The 20,055-nt window shown below is 62.1% G+C and carries 22 protein-coding genes; 5 read left to right on the forward strand and 17 right to left on the reverse strand.

Going from position 1 to position 20,055, the window contains the following annotated elements; all coding sequences use genetic code 11:
- Positions 1-134 precede the first annotated feature (134 nt).
- On the forward strand, positions 135-2,738 hold the full coding sequence (gene mprF, locus ATY77_RS05535; RefSeq protein ID WP_088686453.1) for a bifunctional lysylphosphatidylglycerol flippase/synthetase MprF: 2,604 nt from the start codon (positions 135-137) through the stop codon (positions 2,736-2,738).
- Positions 2,735-4,117, forward strand: coding sequence for an AcvB/VirJ family lysyl-phosphatidylglycerol hydrolase (locus tag ATY77_RS05540; RefSeq protein ID WP_088686454.1), 1,383 nt, complete (start codon positions 2,735-2,737; stop codon positions 4,115-4,117). Before mprF ends, ATY77_RS05540 begins: the two co-directional genes overlap by 4 nt.
- Here the strand turns inward: ATY77_RS05540 and ATY77_RS05545 are convergent.
- Genes ATY77_RS05545 through ruvC form a run of 10 tightly spaced genes read right to left on the reverse strand, consistent with a single transcriptional unit; the run spans position 4,114 to position 9,731 of the window.
- Positions 4,114-4,677 (reverse strand): DinB family protein, encoded by a 564-nt coding sequence (locus tag ATY77_RS05545; RefSeq protein ID WP_088686455.1) that lies wholly within the window; start codon positions 4,675-4,677, stop codon positions 4,114-4,116. The two genes, ATY77_RS05540 and ATY77_RS05545, sit on opposite strands and share 4 nt — an antisense overlap.
- A gap of 39 nt (positions 4,678-4,716) precedes the next feature.
- Entirely contained in the window at positions 4,717-5,223 is a 507-nt protein-coding gene (locus ATY77_RS05550) for an NUDIX hydrolase (RefSeq protein ID WP_088686456.1), read from the reverse strand.
- 6 nt (positions 5,224-5,229) lie between these two features.
- Positions 5,230-6,132 carry a metallophosphoesterase gene (locus tag ATY77_RS05555; protein WP_088686457.1) on the reverse strand — a complete coding sequence of 301 codons (903 nt, stop codon included), beginning with the start codon at positions 6,130-6,132 and terminating at the stop codon, positions 5,230-5,232.
- The gene (ruvB, locus tag ATY77_RS05560) at positions 6,133-7,173 is read right to left on the reverse strand and encodes a Holliday junction branch migration DNA helicase RuvB (RefSeq protein ID WP_088686458.1); all 1,041 of its coding nucleotides are present in this window, start codon (positions 7,171-7,173) and stop codon (positions 6,133-6,135) included. It lies immediately after the preceding gene.
- Positions 7,170-7,568 carry a type II toxin-antitoxin system VapC family toxin gene (locus ATY77_RS05565; RefSeq protein WP_088686459.1) on the reverse strand — a complete coding sequence of 133 codons (399 nt, stop codon included), beginning with the start codon at positions 7,566-7,568 and terminating at the stop codon, positions 7,170-7,172. The genes ruvB and ATY77_RS05565 overlap by 4 nt, the downstream gene beginning before the upstream one ends.
- The gene (locus tag ATY77_RS05570) at positions 7,565-7,825 is read right to left on the reverse strand and encodes a type II toxin-antitoxin system PrlF family antitoxin (protein WP_088686460.1); all 261 of its coding nucleotides are present in this window, start codon (positions 7,823-7,825) and stop codon (positions 7,565-7,567) included. The genes ATY77_RS05565 and ATY77_RS05570 overlap by 4 nt, the downstream gene beginning before the upstream one ends.
- A 54-nt stretch (positions 7,826-7,879) precedes the next feature.
- Positions 7,880-8,494, reverse strand: a complete 615-nt coding sequence (gene ruvA / locus ATY77_RS05575) for a Holliday junction branch migration protein RuvA (RefSeq protein ID WP_088677958.1) — start codon at positions 8,492-8,494, stop codon at positions 7,880-7,882.
- A gap of 12 nt (positions 8,495-8,506) precedes the next feature.
- Positions 8,507-8,923, reverse strand: coding sequence for a type II toxin-antitoxin system VapC family toxin (locus ATY77_RS05580; protein WP_088686461.1), 417 nt, complete (start codon positions 8,921-8,923; stop codon positions 8,507-8,509).
- Positions 8,904-9,167, reverse strand: a complete 264-nt coding sequence (locus tag ATY77_RS05585; protein ID WP_088686462.1) for an AbrB/MazE/SpoVT family DNA-binding domain-containing protein — start codon at positions 9,165-9,167, stop codon at positions 8,904-8,906. The genes ATY77_RS05580 and ATY77_RS05585 overlap by 20 nt, the downstream gene beginning before the upstream one ends.
- Before the next feature lie 54 nt (positions 9,168-9,221).
- Positions 9,222-9,731, reverse strand: coding sequence for a crossover junction endodeoxyribonuclease RuvC (gene ruvC, locus ATY77_RS05590; protein WP_088686463.1), 510 nt, complete (start codon positions 9,729-9,731; stop codon positions 9,222-9,224).
- Positions 9,732-9,973: 242 nt separating this feature from the next.
- Between ruvC and ATY77_RS05595 the strand changes: the two genes are divergently transcribed.
- Together ATY77_RS05595 and ATY77_RS05600 are read left to right on the forward strand one after the other, a co-directional pair.
- Positions 9,974-12,289 (forward strand): methyl-accepting chemotaxis protein, encoded by a 2,316-nt coding sequence (locus tag ATY77_RS05595; RefSeq protein WP_088686464.1) that lies wholly within the window; start codon positions 9,974-9,976, stop codon positions 12,287-12,289.
- Between the two features lie 127 nt (positions 12,290-12,416).
- Positions 12,417-13,418, forward strand: coding sequence for an LLM class flavin-dependent oxidoreductase (locus ATY77_RS05600; RefSeq protein ID WP_088686465.1), 1,002 nt, complete (start codon positions 12,417-12,419; stop codon positions 13,416-13,418).
- Positions 13,419-13,484: 66 nt separating this feature from the next.
- On the opposite strand, the gene ATY77_RS05605 is transcribed toward ATY77_RS05600, so the two are convergent.
- Positions 13,485-14,231, reverse strand: a complete 747-nt coding sequence (locus tag ATY77_RS05605; RefSeq protein WP_088686466.1) for a YebC/PmpR family DNA-binding transcriptional regulator — start codon at positions 14,229-14,231, stop codon at positions 13,485-13,487.
- A gap of 141 nt (positions 14,232-14,372) precedes the next feature.
- On the opposite strand from ATY77_RS05605, the gene ATY77_RS05610 reads away from it, so the two are divergent.
- Complete coding sequence (locus ATY77_RS05610) at positions 14,373-14,876, forward strand: pyridoxamine 5'-phosphate oxidase family protein (RefSeq protein WP_088686467.1); 504 nt, start codon at positions 14,373-14,375, stop codon at positions 14,874-14,876.
- A gap of 32 nt (positions 14,877-14,908) precedes the next feature.
- Here ATY77_RS05610 and ATY77_RS05615 read toward each other — a convergent pair whose 3' ends face one another.
- The 6 genes from ATY77_RS05615 to ATY77_RS05640 all read right to left on the reverse strand — a co-directional run bounded on the left by ATY77_RS05615 (position 14,909) and on the right by ATY77_RS05640 (position 19,878).
- Positions 14,909-15,751, reverse strand: coding sequence for an MBL fold metallo-hydrolase (locus ATY77_RS05615; protein WP_088686468.1), 843 nt, complete (start codon positions 15,749-15,751; stop codon positions 14,909-14,911).
- 101 nt (positions 15,752-15,852) lie between these two features.
- Complete coding sequence (locus ATY77_RS05620; RefSeq protein WP_088686469.1) at positions 15,853-16,677, reverse strand: YmdB family metallophosphoesterase; 825 nt, start codon at positions 16,675-16,677, stop codon at positions 15,853-15,855.
- Between the two features lie 3 nt (positions 16,678-16,680).
- The gene (locus ATY77_RS05625; RefSeq protein WP_088686470.1) at positions 16,681-17,268 is read right to left on the reverse strand and encodes a 5-formyltetrahydrofolate cyclo-ligase; all 588 of its coding nucleotides are present in this window, start codon (positions 17,266-17,268) and stop codon (positions 16,681-16,683) included.
- 106 nt (positions 17,269-17,374) lie between these two features.
- Complete coding sequence (locus ATY77_RS05630) at positions 17,375-18,067, reverse strand: hypothetical protein (RefSeq protein WP_088686471.1); 693 nt, start codon at positions 18,065-18,067, stop codon at positions 17,375-17,377.
- A gap of 81 nt (positions 18,068-18,148) precedes the next feature.
- The gene (locus ATY77_RS05635; protein ID WP_088686472.1) at positions 18,149-19,042 is read right to left on the reverse strand and encodes an NAD(P)-dependent oxidoreductase; all 894 of its coding nucleotides are present in this window, start codon (positions 19,040-19,042) and stop codon (positions 18,149-18,151) included.
- The gene (locus tag ATY77_RS05640) at positions 19,039-19,878 is read right to left on the reverse strand and encodes a glycosyltransferase (protein ID WP_088686473.1); all 840 of its coding nucleotides are present in this window, start codon (positions 19,876-19,878) and stop codon (positions 19,039-19,041) included. Before ATY77_RS05640 ends, ATY77_RS05635 begins: the two co-directional genes overlap by 4 nt.
- Positions 19,879-20,055 lie beyond the last annotated feature (177 nt).

Below are 20,055 nucleotides of genomic sequence, written 5' to 3' on the forward strand. Positions count from 1 at the left end.
CCCCAATTGAGGATGATGGAGGCGCAGGCGGCGGGCTGGGGGTGCGACGGCATTTGCTTCATGCAGCTTATATGCCTCCCATGCTACGTCTTTGAAAATGATTCCCGCAGGGCTGGAAATTGCGCAGGTAAGAGATGTCGGGGCACGGCAATTTGGAAGAGATGGAAGAGGCGGAAGGGTTTTCCTTTCGCGGGCTTTTCAGGCGTTACAGGACGCCACTGACGGCAGCCGCGACACTGGTGGTCTTCTGCCTCGTCGGTTACGCGATCATGCAGCTCACCAACGAGGTGCGCTATGACGACGTCGTAGCCGCGCTGGCGGCAACCAGGCCGAGCGCGATCCTGCTGGCGCTGTTCTTCACGGCGCTCAGTTTCCTTGCACTGATCTTCTACGACCTCAATGCCATCGATTACATCGGCAAGAGACTGCCCTTTCCGCATGTGGCGCTGACGGCGTTCAGCGCCTATGCGGTCGGCAACACCGCCGGCTTCGGCGCGCTATCGGGCGGCGCGATCCGCTATCGCGCCTATACGCGCCTCGGGCTCTCGCCCGAGGATATCGGCCGGATCATCGCCTTCGTCACCCTCTCCTTCGGCCTGGGGCTTGCCGGCGTCGCGGCCATCGCCCTCATCATCATCGCCGATCAGATCGGGCCGCTGGTCGGCATCAGTGCCTTCCTTCTCCGGCTGATCGCCGGCTCGATCCTCGCTGTTCTCGGAGTGGTGATGATCATCGGCCGTGACGGCCGCGTGCTCGATCTCGGCGCGGTCACGATCCGCCTGCCGGATTCGCGCACGTGGTCGCGCCAGTTCCTCGTCACCGCCTTCGATATCGCCGCCTCGGCCTCGGTTCTCTACGTGCTTCTGCCGCAGACCGCGATCGGCTGGCCGGTCTTCCTCGCCGTCTACGCGATTGCCGTCGGTCTCGGCGTGCTCAGCCACGTTCCGGCCGGGCTCGGCGTGTTCGAGACGGTGATCATCGCTTCGCTCGGCAGCGCGGTGAACATCGATGCCGTGCTCGGGTCGCTGGTGCTTTACCGGCTGATCTACCACGTGCTGCCACTCTTGATCGCCGTGCTCGCCGTCTCGGCGGCGGAACTGCGCCGTTTCGTCGATCACCCGGCCGCCTCCAGCATGCGGCGCATCGGCGGGCGGCTGATGCCGCAGCTGCTTTCTGCTCTGGCTCTGCTGCTCGGCGTCATGCTGGTGTTTTCGAGCGTTACGCCGACGCCGGATCAGAACCTCGAATTCCTCTCCAACTACCTGCCGCTGCCGATGGTCGAAGGCGCGCACTTCCTCTCCAGCCTGCTCGGGCTCGCGCTTATCGTCGCCGCGCGCGGCCTCGGCCAGCGGCTCGACGGCGCCTGGTGGGTGGCCGTGTTCTCGGCCGTCGCCGCGCTGACCTTGTCGCTCCTGAAGGCAATCGCGCTTGTTGAAGCTGCCTTCCTCGCTTTCCTCATCTTCGGGCTCTTCGTCAGCCGCCGGCTCTTCACCCGTCACGCATCGCTGCTCAACCAGGCGATGACGGCGTCCTGGCTGATGGCGATCGCCGTCATCATCGTCGGCGCCGTCGTCATCCTGCTTTTCGTCTATCGCGACGTCGAATACAGCAACCAGCTGTGGTGGCAGTTCGAATTCACCGCCGAAGCGCCGCGCGGTTTGCGCGCCTTGCTCGGCATCACCATCATCTCCTCGGCGATTGCCATTTTCAGCCTGCTGCGGCCGGCGGCCTTTCGGCCGGAACCGGCGACGGAAGAGGCGCTGGCGCGTGCCGTCGAGATCGTCGGCAAGCAGGGCAATGCCGACGCCAATCTAGTGCGCATGGGCGACAAGAGCATCATGTTCTCGGAAAAGGGCGACGCCTTCATCATGTACGGCCGGCAGGGCCGCTCATGGATCGCGCTGTTCGATCCGATCGGCGATCATCGCGCCGTGCAGGAGCTAGTCTGGCGTTTCGTCGAAGCGGCGCGCGCCGCCGGCTGCCGCGCCGTCTTCTACCAGATCTCGCCGGGGCTGCTTTCCCATTGCGCCGATGCCGGCCTGCGCGCCTTCAAGCTCGGCGAACTGGCGGTGGCCGATCTCCGGGCTTTCGAAATGAAGGGCGGCAAATGGGCGAACCTTCGCCAGACGGCGAGCCGCGCCCAGCGCGACGGGCTGGAATTCGCGGTCGTCGAACCGCAGGATGTGCCCGGCATCATCGATGATCTCGCCGCCGTTTCCACGGCCTGGCTCGAACATCATAACGCCAAGGAAAAGGGTTTCTCGCTCGGTTCCTTCGATCCCGATTACGTTGCCTCCCAGCCGGTCGGCATCCTGAAGAAGGACGGCAAGATCGTCGCCTTCGCCAATGTCCTCGTCACCGACTCCAGGGAGGAGGGTACGATCGATCTCATGCGCTTCTCGCCGGACGCGCCGAAAGGGTCGATGGACTTTCTCTTCGTGCAGATCATGGAATATCTGCGCAATCAGGGTTTTTCCCATTTCAATCTCGGCATGGCGCCTCTCTCCGGCATGTCGAAACGCGAGGCGGCGCCCGTCTGGGACCGCATCGGCAGCACCGTCTTCGAGCACGGCGAGCGTTTCTATAACTTCAAAGGCCTTCGGGCATTCAAATCCAAGTTTCATCCGCACTGGCAACCGCGCTATCTTGCAGTTTCCGGAGGAGGCAATCCGATGATCGCGTTGATGGACGCGACTTTTCTGATCGGGGGCGGATTGAAGGGGGTAGTGAGAAAATGATCAGGACAATCCTTCTTGCCACGGCATGCGCCTGCATGCTCGCGGCCGCACCGGCGAGCGCCGCCGAAGAGACCACGCAGAGCTTCGAAACCGGGCTCATCCCGTCGCCGCACATCTTCCTGCCGGAAGGCGAGGTGAAGGGCACGGTCATGCTGATCTCGGATGCCGCCGGCTGGGGCGACTATGAGAAGGGCGAGGCCGACAGGCTGGTCTCCGAAGGCGCCGTCGTCATCGGCGTCGACTTTCCCTCTTATATCCAGGCACTCAGCCGCTACGACGTCAGCCTCAATGACGGCTGCATCTACATGGTCTCTGACATCGAATCGCTGAGCCAGCAGGTGCAGCGCGCCACCGGCAATAATGCCTATCATCTGCCGATCGTTGCCGGCATCGGCGAGGGCGGGGCCTTGGCGCTGGCGATCGCGGCTCAGACGCCGGATGCGACGATCGGCCAGACGCTTGCCGTCGATCCGAAGGCCGGCATCCCGCTTGCCAAGGAGCTTTGCACGCCGGCTTCCAAGCAGGTCGTCGGCCAGCGCATCATGTATGGCCTCAGCGACGGCGCCCTGCCGGATCCGATCGTCACCGTCTTTACGCCCAATGCCGACAAGGATGGGAGAGTGCATGCCGAAGCGCTGAAGAAAATCCATTCGGCGATGGAGATCCGCGACACCGCCGACGATGCGCAGACGGTGTTTGCCGATACGCTCGACGATCTGGTCACCGCCTCCGGCGCCTTCGGCAATCCGCTCGGCCTGCCGCTTGCGGTGCTCGAAGCCACGCCCGCCTTCGACACGATGGCGATAATCTATTCAGGCGATGGCGGCTGGCGCGACATCGACAAGGAGGTCGGCGGCACGCTGCAGAAGGAAGGCATTCCCGTCGTCGGCGTCGACTCGCTTCATTATTTCTGGTCGGAGCGCAAGCCGGAAGAAACCGCCAGCGATCTATCGAAGATCATCGATTTCTACCGCAAGCAGTGGAAGGTGAAGCACGTGCTGCTCGTCGGCTACTCTTTCGGCGCCGATGTTGTGCCCGCGACCTATCAGCTCCTCAAGCCGGCCGAGAAGTCCTCGGTGGTGCAGCTGTCGCTGCTGTCGCTCTCGCACCAGGTCGATTACGTCATCTCCGTTCTCGGCTGGCTCGGCCAGAAGACGGACGGGGCGGGAGGCGATCCCGTCGCCGATCTGAAGAACATCGACCCGAAGCTGGTGCAATGCATCTACGGCAAGGATGACGATGATGATGTCGCTTGTCCGGCAGTTAAGGAGAGCGGCGCAGAAGTCGTCGAATTGCCCGGCGACCATCACTTCGACGAGAATTACGATCTTCTCACCAGGACGATCATCGACGGGCTGAAAAAACGGCTGCAGAATTAACGCATCAGCGTTTCCTCTCTCCAGCCGAGCCCGGCAAGTTCCTCGCCGCGAAATCGTGCATCGTCGGCGACGATGAATTCGTCAAGCTGCGGCGGGGCGACGCTGGTGCCGGCAAGCATCGCATGGACCTGGCCGCGATGATGGGTCTGATGCTGGAACAGGTGGGCGAGCACATCGTCCATCCGCTCTTCCTGGACGCGGTCGCCCCGATGGAGACTGACGATCGAGATCAACCTTTCCGGCGTCAGGGTTTCGCAAAGATCGATCAGACGCTGGTCGACCTTTGCCTGCGCTTGCGCCAGTGTCTCGACGTCGTCGAAGGGTTCGTCCACCTCGAAGGCCTGAAACCCGAGCGTGCCGCCTTCCATGCCATCGACATAGAACCAGTCGACCGTAATGATGTGATTCAGGGTTTCCTTGATCGAGGGAAAGAAGCTCGTGCGCGGCGCTTCGAATTCGCCGGGCTTCAATGCCGCGCAGGCCTGGAGCAGACGGCGGTTGGCAAGGGCGTTGTTGTAGGCAAGCTTGCGAAATGACCTGACAGGATCGAAGGTCGGCATCGGCGCATCTCCTCTTCAAGCGCTTCCGGAATGTCTGCGTCAATCATCGAGATTGCCGTCGCGCCAGACGAGATGACGGGGGGCTGCGGGCAGGTTCTCGATTTCCTCAGCGATAAAATAGGGCGGAATGTCGAGCGCGGTCAGGGCCGTGCGCGTTGCCGACACCCATTTGAATTCGAGATGGTTGTCGCCGTCTTCGACGCGATGGATGATTTCGTGCGGCCGAAAGGGAAATTCCGGTGGGATTTCCATCAGATAGTAGAAACCGATCTCATGCCAGTCACGCTGTTCGTAGTGGAAAAAGTTCTCGACGACCCAGAGCAGGCGGGAGATGGTGACGGCGACGCCGAGTTCCTCCATCATCTCCCGCTTCAGCGTTTCTTCCGACGTTTCGCCGATTTCCGCCCTGCCGCCCGGAAAGGTCCAGAAGGGCTCGTGCACGGCACGATGGACGAGCACGTGCCCATCGCGAAAGCCGAGGCCGGCAATGCGGTGGTTGAAACGCGCCGCGCCCGCGGTCAGGCGGATGGGAGTGCGCTTGATCATGTCATTCTATCCGAGATCGATCACGACGATTTCCGGCGGCACGCCGAAGCGAACCGGCGCGATGGAGCAGCCGAGGCCGCCGGAGACGATGATATGACGCCCCTCCTCGACGATGTGGCCATAGGCGTAGCGATTGCCGTAACGCGAGGGGACGACCGGTGAACGGCCGAGGAAGCGGATCTGTCCGCCATGCGTGTGGCCCGACAGCGTCAACGAGACGCGCTCGGGCACGCGCGGAAAGATATCGGGCTCATGGGCAAGCAGGATGACGGGTGCGTCGTCGGTGACCTGGGCCATGGTTCCATCAAGATCGTCCAGGCCGAGCATGCGCGTGCGGCCCCATTTCCTGCCGGGCAGCAGCGCCAGCTGATCTTCCAGCCCCGCGAGCCAGAAGCCGTGACCATCCTTTTCCAGTCGGACTGCGCGATTGCCGTAGACCGGAATCCCGACGCCGGCGAGCGCCCGGTGTCCGAAAGTTTCCATCCCGCCGTTCTTCTGGGCAGTCCTGTCTTCCCACCAATCGTGATTGCCCATGATCGCGTGGACGCCGAGAGGCGCCTGCAGGGTGGCGAGCGCCTTCGACCATTGGCTCGAATGCACATATTGGGTCACCATGTTCATGCCGGCGGCGTAATCGCCAAGCAGGACGGTGACGTCACCTTCGAGTTCATTGGCCCTGCGGCAGATCGCGGTGATGCGATTTGCCGACATCCAGGGTTCGCAGGCATGGATATCGGCGAGCGCGACGACGCGGAGCTTCAGCCCCGGCGTCCATCCGGGCGGCGTCAGCTGGTAGCGGGCGATGCCGGGCCTTGCCAGCGGTTCATAGGCGAAGGCGTAACCGCCGAGCGACATGACGCCTGCGATACCGCCGCCAAGAACCTTGAAGAATCCGCGGCGGGTAATCACTCAGTCGTCCTCCTGAAACAGCCGGAACTGCGCAGCCTCCATTTCCTTGGGCGGTTGCATTCCGAGATGTTTCCACGCGATTGCGGTCAGAACACGGCCGCGCGGCGTGCGCTGAATGAAACCCTGCTGGATCATATAAGGCTCGATGATGTCCTCGATCGCGTCGCGCGGCTCGGAAAGACCGGCGGCGATGGTTTCGATACCGACCGGGCCGCCGCCGAAATTGACGGCGATCATGTTAAGGTAACGCTTGTCGAGCTGGTCGAAGCCGACATTGTCGACCAGCAGCCGCGTCAGCGCCTCGTCGGCGATCTCGCGGGTGACGGCCTCGGCTCTTGCCACCTCGGCGAAGTCACGCACGCGCCGCAGCAGCCGGCCGGCGATGCGCGGCGTGCCGCGGGCGCGTCTGGCGATCTCGCGGGCGCCCTCTTCGGTCATCGGCAGGTTCATCAGCCGCGAGCCGCGGCGCACGATCAGTTCCAGCTCCTCGACGGTATAGAAGCTGAGCCGCACCGGAATGCCAAAGCGGTCGCGCAGCGGCGTCGTCAACAGGCCGAGACGGGTGGTTGCGGCCACCAGGGTGAATTTCGACAGGTCGATCTTCACTGAACGGGCGGCAGGGCCTTCGCCGATGATGAGGTCGAGCTGGAAATCCTCCATGGCTGGATAGAGGATTTCCTCGACGGCCGGGTTGAGGCGATGGATCTCGTCGATGAAGAGCACGTCGCGCTCCTCGAGATTGGTCAGCAGCGCGGCGAGATCGCCGGCCTTGGCAATGACGGGACCCGACGTCGAGCGGAAATTGACGCCGAGCTCCTTCGCCATGATCTGTGCCAGCGTCGTCTTGCCGAGGCCGGGCGGGCCGACGAAGAGCACGTGGTCGAGCGCCTCGCCGCGGTTCTTCGCCGCTTCGATGAAGATCTTGAGATTGGCGCGGGCGTCCGCCTGGCCGGTGAACTCGTCCAGCGATTGCGGGCGCAGCGTGACATCAAGGTCTTCTCCCCGCTTTTCCGGCGATATCAGGCGGGCGGGTTCGCTCATGAAAGAAGTTCCATTCCAGGTATGATTTTTGCGGCTTGGGCATCGAATGTCTTGGTTGTCACGCAGCCGGCGTCACGGTTACGAAGAGCGATGAAGACATCTGCAAATTCCGCATTCGTCCGCAGCATGATTCCGAGCGTTTCCTCGACTACTCTTTCATCTTCAAGGATCAGATCGGCCGAGTCCAACAAATCCGAAATCGCCTCCATGATCTGTTCTCTCTTCAGCTTGATCCGTTGTCTTAGGAACCATGCGCATTCCATCAGTGTGATGCAGCTAATATAGCCAGGCGCCGTATCGGAGAGGCTCCCAAAGAGCGCTGTGACTTTCTCCGTCTGGACGGCGTCGTCTTTCAGGAGGAAGCGCAGCAGAAGATTAGTGTCGAGGCCAATCATCCTGCACTATTCACATGGTCGGCGATGGCTTCACCGATAGCCTCATCCATTTCCTTTAAAGTGATCGTCGGCCGATTCGGATCGTGAAACTTGCCTGCGAGGTCGATAGCGCGTTTGTTCTTGGCTTTCATAACGATTTCGCCATCGCGATTGATGTAACGGATCCTGTCGCCAGATTTCAGATTCAGCAGTTCACGAACTTCCGCCGGGATTGTCGTCTGGCCTTTCGATGTCATCGTACCATAGTAGATATTCATACGGATCTCCTTACCATTCGAGTTTAGTAAGGAATTGTGATATATTCAAGGAAGTCACCGGGCCAGTTCCTTCAAACCCAGCCGGATCAGCTTGGCGCTGTCGGCTCCTTCGCCGGCCGTCTTCATCGCCGCGGCAACGGCATTTGCCGCTTGGTCCCTGCTGTAACCGAGGTTGGTCAATGCGGAGACCGCATCGGCAACCGGTGCGGCAGCGACACCTTCGCCGAGTTCCTGCTTGAGGGCGATATTGATCGCTTCCCCGGCATAGGCCGGCGCCCGGTTCTTCAGTTCGGTGACGAGGCGCATCGCCACTTTCGGGCCGACGCCCGGTGCGCGAGAGACGGCGGCGCGGTCCTGCAGGGCGATCGCATTGGCGAGTTCGCCCGGCGTCAGCGTCGAGAGCACGGCGAGCGCCACCTTGGCGCCGACGCCCTGGACGCTCTGCAGCAAGTTGAACCATTCCCGCTCCAAGGCGCTCATGAAGCCGAAGAGCTTCAACTGATCCTCGCGCACATAGGTCTCGATGAAGAGCACACAGGCTTCGCCGGCCGAGCCAAGCTTGGACAGGGTGCGGGCCGAGCAATAAGCGACGTAGCAGACGCCGTGCACATCGACGAGCACATAGTCTTCGCCGATCTCGTCTATGGTGCCTTTCAGCTTGCCGATCATGGTCGCGGTCTCTCAGGGGTGCGTTTCGGGGGAAATGATGTCCAAATCAGGGAAGTAGGAACGGTATCGCGCGCTATCGCGAGTCAGGAGCCGGTGCGATCGAACGAGGGCATGCGCTCCGATGAAGAAATCCGGTAGGGTGCGCTCGCGCAGGCCGCCGCTTCTTCGGTATTGCGCATGCGCCATGCCTGCTCGATAAGCGGCGGAGAACGGCAGGGCCTCACGGACCAGATTTAACCGCGACAGGAGAAAGACCAGAGTTTCCTCGCGCGGGCTCACGCTTGCCAGTTCCGCCCACACGACCGGCGTCATGATGAATTGCGAATCCGGCCGCAACGCGCTCAAGGCGCGTGCGGACCATTCCCTGAAGGGATTATCCGGACCGAAGATATCGATGAAGACATTCGTATCAACGAGGACCGAGGTCATCGCGTGGTCCCCTCAACCATTCCATGAATTCATCGGTGGTCATGCCGCTGGTGTCGAGGGTCCCGCTCATGCTGCCGAGCCAGGATTCAAAATCGTCCTGCGACGGTTTCGTGCGGCTGGATAGAACGACGAGACGGGCACCTCTTTCGTCGGCAATGAAATCCACTTCGGATCCTGGCCCGATCTTCAAACGGTCCCTGATGTCCTTGGGAATGGTCACTTGACCTTTTTCGGTTACACGCATGGTAATACCTCTCAGGTATTACTTATCATTGAATTGGAACAAGTCAAGAACAGATTAGCCGGCCAATGCCTGGCGCATCCTAGTGCCGCCGCGATTGTGGGCATGGCAAATGGCGATCGCCAAGGCGTCGGCGGCGTCATCGCCCTTGAATTCGACCTTCGGCATCAGGATCTTCAACATCATGTGAATCTGCTGTTTTTCGCCATGGCCGACGCCGATGACCGCCTTCTTCACCGCGTTCGGGGCATATTCGGAGACCGGCAATCCGGCGCGGGCCGGCACCAACATGGCGATGCCGCGGGCCTGGCCGAGCTTCAGGGTCGCCACCGCGTCCTTATTGACGAAGGTCTGTTCGACGGCAGCTTCATCCGGCTTGTAAGCGTGGACGATCTCGGCAAGGCCGTCATGCAGCTGGCAGAGGCGGGAGGCGAGGTCCATCTCGCCGTCTGATGTCACCGTGCCTGACGCCACGAACTTCAGCGAATTGCCCAATGTATCTATGATTCCCCAGCCGGTGCGGCGAAGGCCGGGATCGATGCCGATGATGCGAATCGTATTTTGCATGGTTCAACCTATAGCGACTGCGAAATAAGTGCCATCGATAAGTGAACAAAACAAAAACACCAATGGTTTTAGGGCGCGCCATTTACCGCGAATTAAAAGAGATGCCTGAATTCTAGTTGATCGAATGTGAGAGGAGCTTCATCCCGCAAAGATTAAGCTCCCGATGTTCTGTTGATAGGCCAGCCGGCAGGGACGCACCGCGTGCCCAGGCTGGCGGCGCCGTTCGGAAGGGTTCGTTGTATATGGCTCAGAGATTTCAATCCCTGTCCTTCAAGGTCATTGCCACATTCATCCTGATGACCGTGCTGTCGATCGCGGTGATCGATGTGCTCGCCTATTTCGCCAGCAGCCGCATCTCCGACGAGCAGGCGCTGAAGGCCAAGGAAAGCGTGCTGATCTTCCGTGGCGACATGTTGCAGGACCAGCTGGCGCAGCTTGAGAACCAGGCCACTTCCATCGCGCGCATCGAGGCGCTGCAGATGTCGATCACCAGCCTGAAGAGCGGCTGGAAGACGATCGAGAAGACCTCGGGCAATGCCCGCGCCGAGCTGAAGAAGGTTTTCATCACCGACAATCCCAACCCGGCCGACCAGCGCGAGAAGCTGATGAAGCCGGAAGGGCCGAGCGGCTTCTATTATTCGAACCATGAGAAGACGCAGAGCGAAGTCGCCCGCGACCTCGAGGATACCGCCTTCAGCGATCTCCTGATCGCCGATCTCGACGGTTCCGTCCTCTATTCCTACAAGAAGGAAGATGACTTCGCCGAAAACCTGAAATCGGACGCCTGGAAGACGACCGGCGCCGGCATCGCTTTCGCCAAGGCGATCGAGAATACTGCCAAGGCGACCGACGATGCTGCGCCGACAGGGTTTTCGGGCCTGCGCGTGGATGCCGCCAGCGGCACATCGGCGATCTTCTATGCCGTGCCGATCGTCAAGCTCGGAGCTGCCAAGGGTATCATCCTGTTCAAGGTGCGCGAGGACATCGTCACCAGCATTCTTGCCAAGGGCATCATCCAGGGCAGCACGGCGCGGGCGGCGATCGTCTCCGCCGATGGATCCGCTGTCGGCCTCGATGCGAGCGGCAGGCTTGCGACGCTCGATGTGACACCCTTCACTTTCATCAAGGATGCGCTTGCCAGTTCGGCGATGACGGTGGCTGATTTCGACAGGGCAGATGGTGCGGCCCGCGCCTATGTCCGCGGCATCGACTATCGCGGCGACCGCTTCCTCGTGGTCGAGAGCGTGCTCTTGAGCGAGCTCAATGCCGGCTCGATCGAGATTGCCGCCTTGCTGACGATGATCGGCGTTGGCGTGCTCGTCGTCATGGCGGTCGCAACGGGGCTCGTCACCAACTTCCTGTTTTCGCCGCTCGCCCGGCTGGCCGGCATCACCCGCGATGTCGCCGACGGCAAGCTCGACAGCGAGATCGGCAGCCTGAACCGCAAGGACGAGATCGGCACGATGGCGAAAGCGCTTGCCCGCTTCCGGCAGTCGCTGATCGAAGGTCGTCAACTCGAGGCGGCGAGCGAAGAGACGCGCCTGCAGGCCGAGCAGGACCGCCAGCAGAACCTTGCCGAGCGCGAGGCAGAGGCGAAGTCGCTGCAGCAGGTGGTCGAGGCGCTCGACGAGGGCCTGCGCCATCTGGCGAACGGCGATCTCGCCTACCAGATCGATACCCGCTTCCCGAACGAACTCGAAAGCCTGCGCGTCAATTTCAACGAGGCGCTTGCGACGCTCAGCGAAACCATGACGGCGATCGGCGGCAACTCGATGGCGGTGCGCGCCGGCTCCGAGGAGATGCGCACCAGCGCCGACGAGCTTGCCGGGCGCACCGAGCGCCAGGCCGGCTCGATCACCGAGACGGCGAATGCGATCAGCGCCATCACCCAGTCCGTCCGCCGGCAGATCGAGCGGGCCGAACAGGCCGAACGCATCGCCCGCGACGCCAAGAAGGAGACGACAGGCTCCGGTCAGATCATGCGCGAGACGATCGCGGCGATGGAGGCGATCCAGGCCTCGTCGCGCCAGATCAACACAATCATCTCCGTCATCGACGATATCGCCTTCCAGACCAATCTTCTGGCGCTGAACGCCGGCGTCGAGGCGGCGCGCGCCGGTGAATCCGGCAAGGGCTTCGCCGTCGTCGCCATGGAAGTGCGCGAGCTTGCCCAGCGTTCGTCGAGCGCGGCCAAGGAAATCTCCAGCCTGCTGCAGAAATCGACGCATGAAGTGGAAAGCGGCGTGTCGCTTGTGGAAAAAGCGGGTGCTGCGCTGACGGGCATCGGCGGCCATGTCGAGGCGATCAACGGGAAGATCAACGAGATCATGGAATCGACCCGCGAAGAAGCCAATACGCTGCGCGAGATCAACAGTGCCGTTGCCGAGCTCGACGCGATGACGCAGCAGAACGCTTCGATGGTCGAGGAGACGACGGCGGCGATCCACCGGCTGGCGTCGGAGGCCCTCGAAATGGATCGCCAGCTCGGCAACTTCACGCTGCCGCCCGGCCACCACAAGCCGAGCGCCGAAGTGCATGTGCTGCGCCGTCACCGGTAGGTTGTCGCCTCCGAACCGACACAAGAGGCCGCCGTCGCGCGGCCCTTTTTTGTTTGCATGGACGGTTTGGAATGGTGTGCGCGCGAACCTACATAGACGGCACCCTCAACCGCCCGGCAGGTTTCCCATGGTTCCCTTCTCCATACTCGACCTTTCCCCCGTTGCCGAAGGCAGCACCGTCAGCCAGTCGCTCGAGAGCTCGGCGCGTATGGCGCGCAAGGCCGAGGAATTCGGTTACAAACGCTTCTGGCTCGCCGAACATCACGGCATGCCGGGGATTGCCAGTGCCGCCACCGCTGTCGTCATCGGCCATGTCGGGGCGGCGACAAAACACATCCGCATCGGTTCCGGCGGCATCATGCTGCCCAATCATTCGCCGCTCGTCGTCGCCGAGCAGTTCGGCACGCTGGAAGCGCTCTTTCCCGGCCGCATCGATCTCGGCCTCGGCCGCGCGCCGGGGACTGATATGCGCACGGCCCAGGCACTGCGGCGCAATCTCGAGGCAGGCGCCAACAGTTTCCCGAACGATGTGGTGGAGCTGCAGCAGCTGCTCGGCACGCCGGTCGAAAACCAGGCGATCCTGGCGGTTCCCGGCAACGGCTCGCATATCCCGATCTGGCTGCTCGGCTCCAGCCTCTACAGCGCCCAGCTTGCCGCCATGCTCGGGCTTCCCTATGCCTTCGCCTCGCATTTCGCGCCCGATATGCTGCTCGACGCCATCGCGATCTACCGCGACCGTTTCCAGCCTTCGGCAACGCTCGACAAGCCCTATGTGATGGTCGGCGTCATGGGGGCTGTGGCGGAAACGGACGAGGAGGCGCAGTATCATTTCACCTCCGCCGAGCAGCAGTTCGTCAACTTGCGCCGCAATGTCCGCGGTCCGTTCCCGCGCCCCGTTGCCGATATGGAAGCCTTCTGGTCGCCGATGGAGAAGATGAACGTCGAGCACACGCTGCGTTACGCCGTGGTGGGCGCGCCGAAGACGGCGGAGGCGAAGCTGACGGAGTTTCTGCGCGAAACCCAGGCCGACGAGGTGATCATCTCGATGCCGATCCATGACATCGAGGCGCGGCTGAGATCGGTGGAGCTGTTCGCGGGGCTGCGCAACTTCCTGCGGGCCGCCGCTTAGAAGCATCCCAGAAACAGAAAACCCGGCGTCAGCGCCGGGTTTTTCATTGACGGTCGTCCGAGAAACTCAGGCCGAAAGCTTGGCCAGAACCTCTTCCGAAACCTCGAAGTTGGAATATACGTTCTGCACGTCGTCATCGTCTTCCAGGCTGTCGATGAGCTTCATCAGCGACTGGGCCTTTTCTTCGTCCACCGGCACGTTGTTCTGGGCGCGCCAGACGGCCTTGACGGTTTCGGCTTCGCCGAGGCTTGCTTCCAGGGCTTTCGACACTTCGCCGAGAGCTTCGAAGGCGCAGGTGATGTAATGGCCTTCCTCGTCGGTTTCGACGTCGTCGGCGCCGGCTTCGATCGCGGCTTCCATCATCTTGTCGGCGTCGCCGGCGGAAAGCTTGTAGGTGATTTCACCGACATGGTCGAAGGAGAAGGACACGGAACCGGTTTCGCCGAGGGCGCCGCCGGCCTTTGTGAAGATCGAGCGGACGTTGGAGGCGGTGCGGTTGCGGTTGTCGGTCAGGGCTTCGACGATGATCGCCGTGCCGCCGGGGCCGTAGCCCTCGTAGCGGACTTCATCGTAATTCTCGCCATCGGCGCCGGCTGCCTTCTTGATGGCGCGGTCGATATTGTCCTTCGGCATCGACTGGGCCTTGGCGTTCTGGATCGCCAGGCGGAGACGGGCATTCATCGTCGGGTCGGGCAGGCCGGCCTTGGCGGCAACGGTGATTTCGCGCGCAAGCTTGGAGAACATTTTCGACCGCACGGCATCCTGACGGCCTTTGCGGTGCATGATGTTTTTAAACTGTGAATGGCCAGCCATGGCACCCCTGTTCACGTCTCATTGTTCGGAATGGGCCGCCTTATAAGAGCGAAACGGCAGGCGTTCAAGGAAAAAGCAGTTCGGAACAAAGGCCACAAGATGACGTTTCAAACGAACTTCATTCGATGGAAAGGAACGGTCATGGCAAGTCTCAGCGAGGCGCGGGAACAACCGGCACGTCAGCTTTGGGATCAGGTCAACGGCGTCCATGCCGGCATGCTCGGCATATCAGGGCTCGATATGCACATGCAGCCGATGGCGCCGCATGCCGATCCGACCACCAATACGATCTGGTTCTTCACCAAGACCGACGCCGATATCGTCCGCGCCATCAAGCCCGGCAGCCGCGCGCATTTCTGCGTCATCGGCAAGGATCACGATTATCACGCCTGCCTAGCCGGCATGATCGAAGTGCGCCCCGACCCGGCGAAAATCGAGGAATACTGGAGTTCTGTCGTGGCCGCCTGGTATGATGGCGGCAAGAAGGACCCGAAGCTCACCATGCTTTCCCTGCATGTCGACGATGCCGAGATCTGGGTTTCCACCGGCAGCACGCTCAAATTCGGCTGGGAAATCGCCAAGGCCAATCTCGATGACGACAAGATGCCCGATGTCGGCGTCAAGCGCCACCTGCAATTTGCCTGACACAATGCCCGGCACGCAAGCTGCCGGGCTTTTTATTGCACGCCATTCATCACATAAATCAGCGGCTTTTTCGGCAGCGTGCGCATGGAAACGGTGATGCTGTCGTCCGGGGCATAGGCGATATCAAAATCCTTGCCGAACATGGAGACGAAGGCATTGACCGGCGGGCCGCGGCGATGCATCGGCAGGATCAGCGAGGAACGCAGCCGCTTGATGACGCGGCTCATGCTGTCGGCCCCCATGGTGAGGCCGCCGTCCACCGGGACCATGACGACATCGAGACGGCCGATTTCCGTATAATGCGTGTCCGTCAGCTCATAATGCAGATGGCCGAGATGGCCGATGCAGAGACCGGCAACCTCGAAGATGAAAATGGAATTGCCGTCCTGCTGCGAACCGCCGAGGCCGTAGCTGAAGCGGATATCGGTCGTGACGTTGCGGATATAGGCGTCGCCGACGACGAGGCTGATATCGGCCTTCCCATCCGGAACGTCGCTCCAGCCATGCAGCACATGTTTGATCCCAGGATCAGGCGTCAGCGTGAAATGGGTCGTGTGGGCCTTGTTCATGGTCACCACATCGGGCGTCGTCATCGGCCTATACCAGCCATTGTAGTCCGTGGCGATGATGATGCCCGCGGGCGTCTCGATCTCGAAGGTGGAGTGGCCGAGAAAAGTGAGTTTGATGTCCTCGCCCTCGGAGACGGCCAGCGTTGCGGGTGGGGCGGCGGAGAAGGTTGCGAAGGTCACCTTGGGAATGTTCTGCGCGATCGCCTGGCAGTGGCTGACAGGTTTGCGCTGCTCCTGCGCCCTTGAAGGGCTTGCGGCGAGGGCCGCAAGGCATGCGATAGCGAGGATAAGATATTGCGGCTTCATGCCACCCCCTCCGGCGCTTTCATTTAGCGGCCGGAGGATGCGGCATGAGGTCGCAGCGGTCCAGACTGGAGATGCTCACAATTGCGTGTTGGAGCGGGCGCCTACCGCCAGAATTCCGGCACCGTTTCGGCCAGCCGCGGCCCGAGCCGGAGCGGCGCGATCTTTTCGGCCAATCCCGTGGCATCGGAAATCTCCACGCCGACGCCGCAGATCGTCGCGGGGCCGCTCGCCGCTTCCATGCGGCCTTTCGGCATCTTGGAGATGAAGCGGTTCAGCGGCTCCTCCTTGTCCATGCCGAGGGAGGAGTCGTAGTCGCCGCACATGCCGGCATCCGACATATAGGCGGTGCCGCCGTTCAGGATTTGCGCATCGGCCGTCGGCACATGCGTGTGGGTGCCGACGACGAAACTGGCGCGGCCATCGACGAAATGGCCGAAGCACTGCTTCTCGCTGGTCGCTTCCGCATGGAAATCGAAGACGATCGCATCGGCTTGCTCCTTCAGCGGGCAGGCGTCGAGGATCACCTCGGCCGACTTGAAGGGGTCGTCGAGTTCCGGATGCATGAAGACCCGGCCCATGACATTGGCGACGAGCACGCGCGCGCCGTTCCTGGCGTAGAAAAGCCCGGAGCCTCGGCCCGGCGTGCCTTGCGGATAATTGGCCGGCCGCAAAAACTGATCGTGCCGCCCGGCAAAGGCGACGGCTTCCTTCTGGTCCCAGACGTGATTGCCCGTGGTCACCACGTCGGCGCCGGCATTGATCGTTTCCAGAAAGATGTCCTCGGTGATGCCGAAGCCGCCGGCGGCATTCTCGCCGTTGACGACGACGAAATCGAGCTTGAGATCGGAGATCAGGCCGGGGAGGCGGTCCCAGACCGCGGTACGTCCCGTCTTGCCGACCATGTCACCCAGAAAAAGCAGCCGCATTCCCTATCCAATCCAAGAGGCAAAAAAGCGAAGGCCGCTTTCTGTCAGGATGGCATCCAGGCTTATGTCATGCGGCTCGTCGGGCACATGTGCCACTTCCTGGCAGTCAAATGCAATGCCGATCAGCTTCGGATGCAGGCCTTTCTCTCTCAGCCGGCTGATGGCGCGGTCGTAATAGCCGGCGCCGTAGCCGATACGATGGCCGCGTGTATCGAAGGCCGAAAGCGGCACCAGCATGATCTCCGGGTCGAGAACGGCGGCGTCGGCGGCGGGGCCGACCGTGCCAAAGCCAGTCTCGATCAGCGGCACGCCCTCCGCCAATTCGCGAAAGGCGATGGTCTGCTTGTCGAGGATCGCCGGTACGCAGAGCCGCGCACCGCGCGCCGCAAAGCGGGCCATCAGCGGCCTGAGATCGGCCTCCGACCGGATCGGCAGGAAGCCGGAGATGATCGTGCCCGGCGCGAAGGCGACGGCCTCGCCGGCGTGATCGGCCATGGCAAGGCTTTTGGAGACGCGTTCCTCGGCGGGGATGGCGTCGCGCGCGGCCAGCCGTTCGTTGCGCAATTGCGCTTTCAATTCTCTAGCGGTCATCGGATCTGCCGGATATGGGAAAGTTCGCCGAGCATAAACGGCTGGGTGAGTGATGCAATGCCGGCTGCGACGGGAGCGCACCGGTTTTCCGTCTCGTCCGCTGCGGTCAGACGACGATGCTCGTCGGTATCGCCGCAGCGCCGGAGGTGAAGCCTGCCATCTCGGCAGAGGCATAGGCGCCTGTCGGCCGGTCCTGCTGGCGCAGGTCGCGCATGGCCTTATCGAGGAGCTGCTTGAGTTCGTGGACGATTTCCTTGAACTCTTCCATCGACTCGCGATCGTCGGCCGAAATGCCTGAAAATTTCGGGCTGTCCTCCACGGTGCTCTCATAGGCCTTGCGAGCCTCGGCAGCGTCGGTCGGTTCCGGCGCGGCCGTTTCCGCCGTGGTATCCGTCAAGGCGGCGTCGGCGCCGCTCGTTGCCGCAGCCGCGGGATCTGTAGCTGCATCCGCCGGAACAGCCGTGGCCGGGCTGCCGGTTGCAACCGCCGCCGCGAATTCGGAGGCAGCGGTGCCGACCTTGCGCGCCAGCTCGGCGGCGAGGCGAGCGACGACCTCGGGAGGCATGTTGGAGCCCTTCAGCATTTCCAGCTGCTGTTTTGCCTCGTCGAGCTTGCGCTGTGCCTTCGCCTTGGCTTCGTCCTCCGAGTTCGCCAGGGTCTGGCGCATCTGCTGCAGTGCCACAGTGGCGCGCTGCAGCTTCAACACGCCCTGATCGGCTTCGGTTTCAGTGGCGGATGTTGCCGCTGCCGAAGCCGTGCCGCCCAAGATGACGGAAGCTGATGTGGTTGCGACCTGCATGGACAATCCCCCGAATGGCAGTTCGGGCCCCGATGACGATTCGGGCGTATCCTGCAACGTCAGACTTGCGTGGACCTGCCTTTAGGATTCCGGCAGACCGGCGGCAAGCCGCTGCATCGTCTCCTCGAACAGAGCGGTTCCGCCGGGCGCCCAGCCGAGCGCGCGGATTTTTGCCGTGCTCATGGGGTTCAGCATCGCCCTGTCGGCAGGGGCAGGCAGGGCGTGCCGACAGCCCGTCTTGCGGCGGATGGGCGAGAGGATATCGTTGGTATCGACCGATATATCCGAGACGTTGAAGACCTCGCCGGAGATGCGGTTGCTTTCCATCTCCAGCATCAGCCGCACCGCACGCCCGAGGTCGCGGCCGTGAACTTCGGTTCCCGCGCGTACGGCGGCCGGCCGGCCGGCGAGGTAATCGGCGATGAGACCGTCCCATTTGTTCGGAAAGAGATCGCCATAGACGCCGGTCGCCCTCAGGCTGACGCCGGCAAAACCGGGGGCTGCGAGATGGGCGAGCGCCCGTTCGGCATCGAGCTTCACCCGGCCGTAGAGCGTCTCGGGCTCCGTCAGCATCGCTTCGGCAAGCTCGGTTCCCGGGGGATGGTCGCCATAGGCGGCGCGGCTGGAGAGGAAGACGCAGCGGCGCGTACCGGCGCGTTTGGCGGCTTCGAAAAGCCGGACGGTGCCGTCGAGGTTCAGTTTCTGAAAGCTTTTCGGATCGTCGCCCTCGCCGCCGCGATATTTGCCGGGAACATGGCTGAAGGCGGCGTGGACGAAGAAATAGGCGTCATCGAAGATGTCGATCTGATCCTTGTCGGGATCGAGGGACAGCGCTGCGAATTCGACTGGGCGGGAGAAGAGGCGGGGATGGGGCGCACGGCGCCCGCCGACGATCACCTGATATCCGGCGGCCAGCAGCTCCTCGACGACATAACGGCCGACGAGGCCCGTTCCGCCCGATACCAAAACCTTCATGCCGTCCCTTCCGGATTGGCCAGCGCCGCAATCTCAGGTACGTCGCCGTTCTCGTGGAAACGGTGCCACAAATCGATCAAAGGTTGTAGCCGCGCCGCCTTGGGATGATCCTTTTCCCACGGTTTTTCATACTGGTAATGCAAGATCGAAATGCTCTTCCAGTCCCAAAGGCCGGGCATGGTGAACCATACATATTGCAGCATGTTGAAATAGACCGGCAGGCCGTGCCAATCCGGGAAGAAAGTCTCCAGAAACGTCTGGTCCGTCCGCCTCCAGAAGGCGTCCGGCCTGTCGAGCCGCTCGAGCATGTGCCGGAATGTGTCATGCGAGGGCTTGGCGACGAAGACGCCCGAGTTCATCCGGTGGAAGTCGGCGAGGCTTTCGTAGACATTGGGAGCGGCTGAGAATTCCGGATAGAGAAAGAGCTTGTCGACGTTCTTCAGCGCGAGAGCGTCCGCATCGATGAAGACGCAGCGCTCGTATTCGACGAGCTGCCAGAGCCTGAGCTTGCAGAAATTGTCGAGCGGCGAATGGAATGCCGGCTTGCGGCCCTTGGTGAAGGGGGCTGCGGAGTGGAGATTGCCGCGGGCGTGCCGCTCGTTGAAAGCATCGGAGAGCGGCAGGTGCTCGACTTCGATGAGCCGGCAGCTGAGAGTTTCGAGGGGCGCGAGGGCGGTCTGATCGACGCCGCCAGTGTGGAGGATGACAATGTCGGCGCTGGTGCAGGTTCGGCGCAAGGAATAGGCGAGCGCGGTCGCGCCCATGGCGTAGTCGGCATTGGTGACGAGGGTGACGTAGGCGAAACGCTGGCGTGGCTGTGTGGTAACGTGGGCCATCACCGCCCTCCCTTGTATCTGCACGTTAGAGATTTTGTGCGATGGAAGCGATTGCGCCTCTGGCCGGGTGGCCACCCGGCCAGAGGCGTGACGAAGTCGCCCGCCCTCCCTCCGGTTACAACCGTGAATGAGCCTGGGATCTTCGTCATCGTCACGTACGACCGAATAGTCGCTTGG

The organism is Rhizobium sp. R634, assembly GCF_002211305.1.
Lineage (GTDB): Bacteria > Pseudomonadota > Alphaproteobacteria > Rhizobiales > Rhizobiaceae > Rhizobium.

Coding starts and splice junctions, on each gene's coding strand:
- ATY77_RS05625 (WP_088686470.1), bottom strand. CDS start 17,268: ATGACCGCTAGAGAATTGAAAGCGCAATTGCGCAACGAACGGCTGGCC.
- ATY77_RS05565 (WP_088686459.1), bottom strand. CDS start 7,568: ATGATTGGCCTCGACACTAATCTTCTGCTGCGCTTCCTCCTGAAAGAC.
- ATY77_RS05630 (WP_088686471.1), bottom strand. CDS start 18,067: ATGCAGGTCGCAACCACATCAGCTTCCGTCATCTTGGGCGGCACGGCT.
- ATY77_RS05600 (WP_088686465.1), top strand. CDS start 12,417: ATGGTTCCCTTCTCCATACTCGACCTTTCCCCCGTTGCCGAAGGCAGC.
- ATY77_RS05640 (WP_088686473.1), bottom strand. CDS start 19,878: ATGGCCCACGTTACCACACAGCCACGCCAGCGTTTCGCCTACGTCACC.
- mprF (WP_088686453.1), top strand. CDS start 135: ATGTCGGGGCACGGCAATTTGGAAGAGATGGAAGAGGCGGAAGGGTTT.
- ATY77_RS05570 (WP_088686460.1), bottom strand. CDS start 7,825: ATGAATATCTACTATGGTACGATGACATCGAAAGGCCAGACGACAATC.
- ATY77_RS05620 (WP_088686469.1), bottom strand. CDS start 16,677: ATGCGGCTGCTTTTTCTGGGTGACATGGTCGGCAAGACGGGACGTACC.
- ATY77_RS05605 (WP_088686466.1), bottom strand. CDS start 14,231: ATGGCTGGCCATTCACAGTTTAAAAACATCATGCACCGCAAAGGCCGT.
- ruvC (WP_088686463.1), bottom strand. CDS start 9,731: ATGCAAAATACGATTCGCATCATCGGCATCGATCCCGGCCTTCGCCGC.
- ATY77_RS05550 (WP_088686456.1), bottom strand. CDS start 5,223: ATGATCAAGCGCACTCCCATCCGCCTGACCGCGGGCGCGGCGCGTTTC.
- ATY77_RS05610 (WP_088686467.1), top strand. CDS start 14,373: ATGGCAAGTCTCAGCGAGGCGCGGGAACAACCGGCACGTCAGCTTTGG.
- ATY77_RS05635 (WP_088686472.1), bottom strand. CDS start 19,042: ATGAAGGTTTTGGTATCGGGCGGAACGGGCCTCGTCGGCCGTTATGTC.
- ATY77_RS05595 (WP_088686464.1), top strand. CDS start 9,974: ATGGCTCAGAGATTTCAATCCCTGTCCTTCAAGGTCATTGCCACATTC.
- ATY77_RS05540 (WP_088686454.1), top strand. CDS start 2,735: ATGATCAGGACAATCCTTCTTGCCACGGCATGCGCCTGCATGCTCGCG.
- ATY77_RS05585 (WP_088686462.1), bottom strand. CDS start 9,167: ATGCGTGTAACCGAAAAAGGTCAAGTGACCATTCCCAAGGACATCAGG.
- ruvB (WP_088686458.1), bottom strand. CDS start 7,173: ATGAGCGAACCCGCCCGCCTGATATCGCCGGAAAAGCGGGGAGAAGAC.
- ruvA (WP_088677958.1), bottom strand. CDS start 8,494: ATGATCGGCAAGCTGAAAGGCACCATAGACGAGATCGGCGAAGACTAT.
- ATY77_RS05615 (WP_088686468.1), bottom strand. CDS start 15,751: ATGAAGCCGCAATATCTTATCCTCGCTATCGCATGCCTTGCGGCCCTC.
- ATY77_RS05580 (WP_088686461.1), bottom strand. CDS start 8,923: ATGACCTCGGTCCTCGTTGATACGAATGTCTTCATCGATATCTTCGGT.
- ATY77_RS05545 (WP_088686455.1), bottom strand. CDS start 4,677: ATGCCGACCTTCGATCCTGTCAGGTCATTTCGCAAGCTTGCCTACAAC.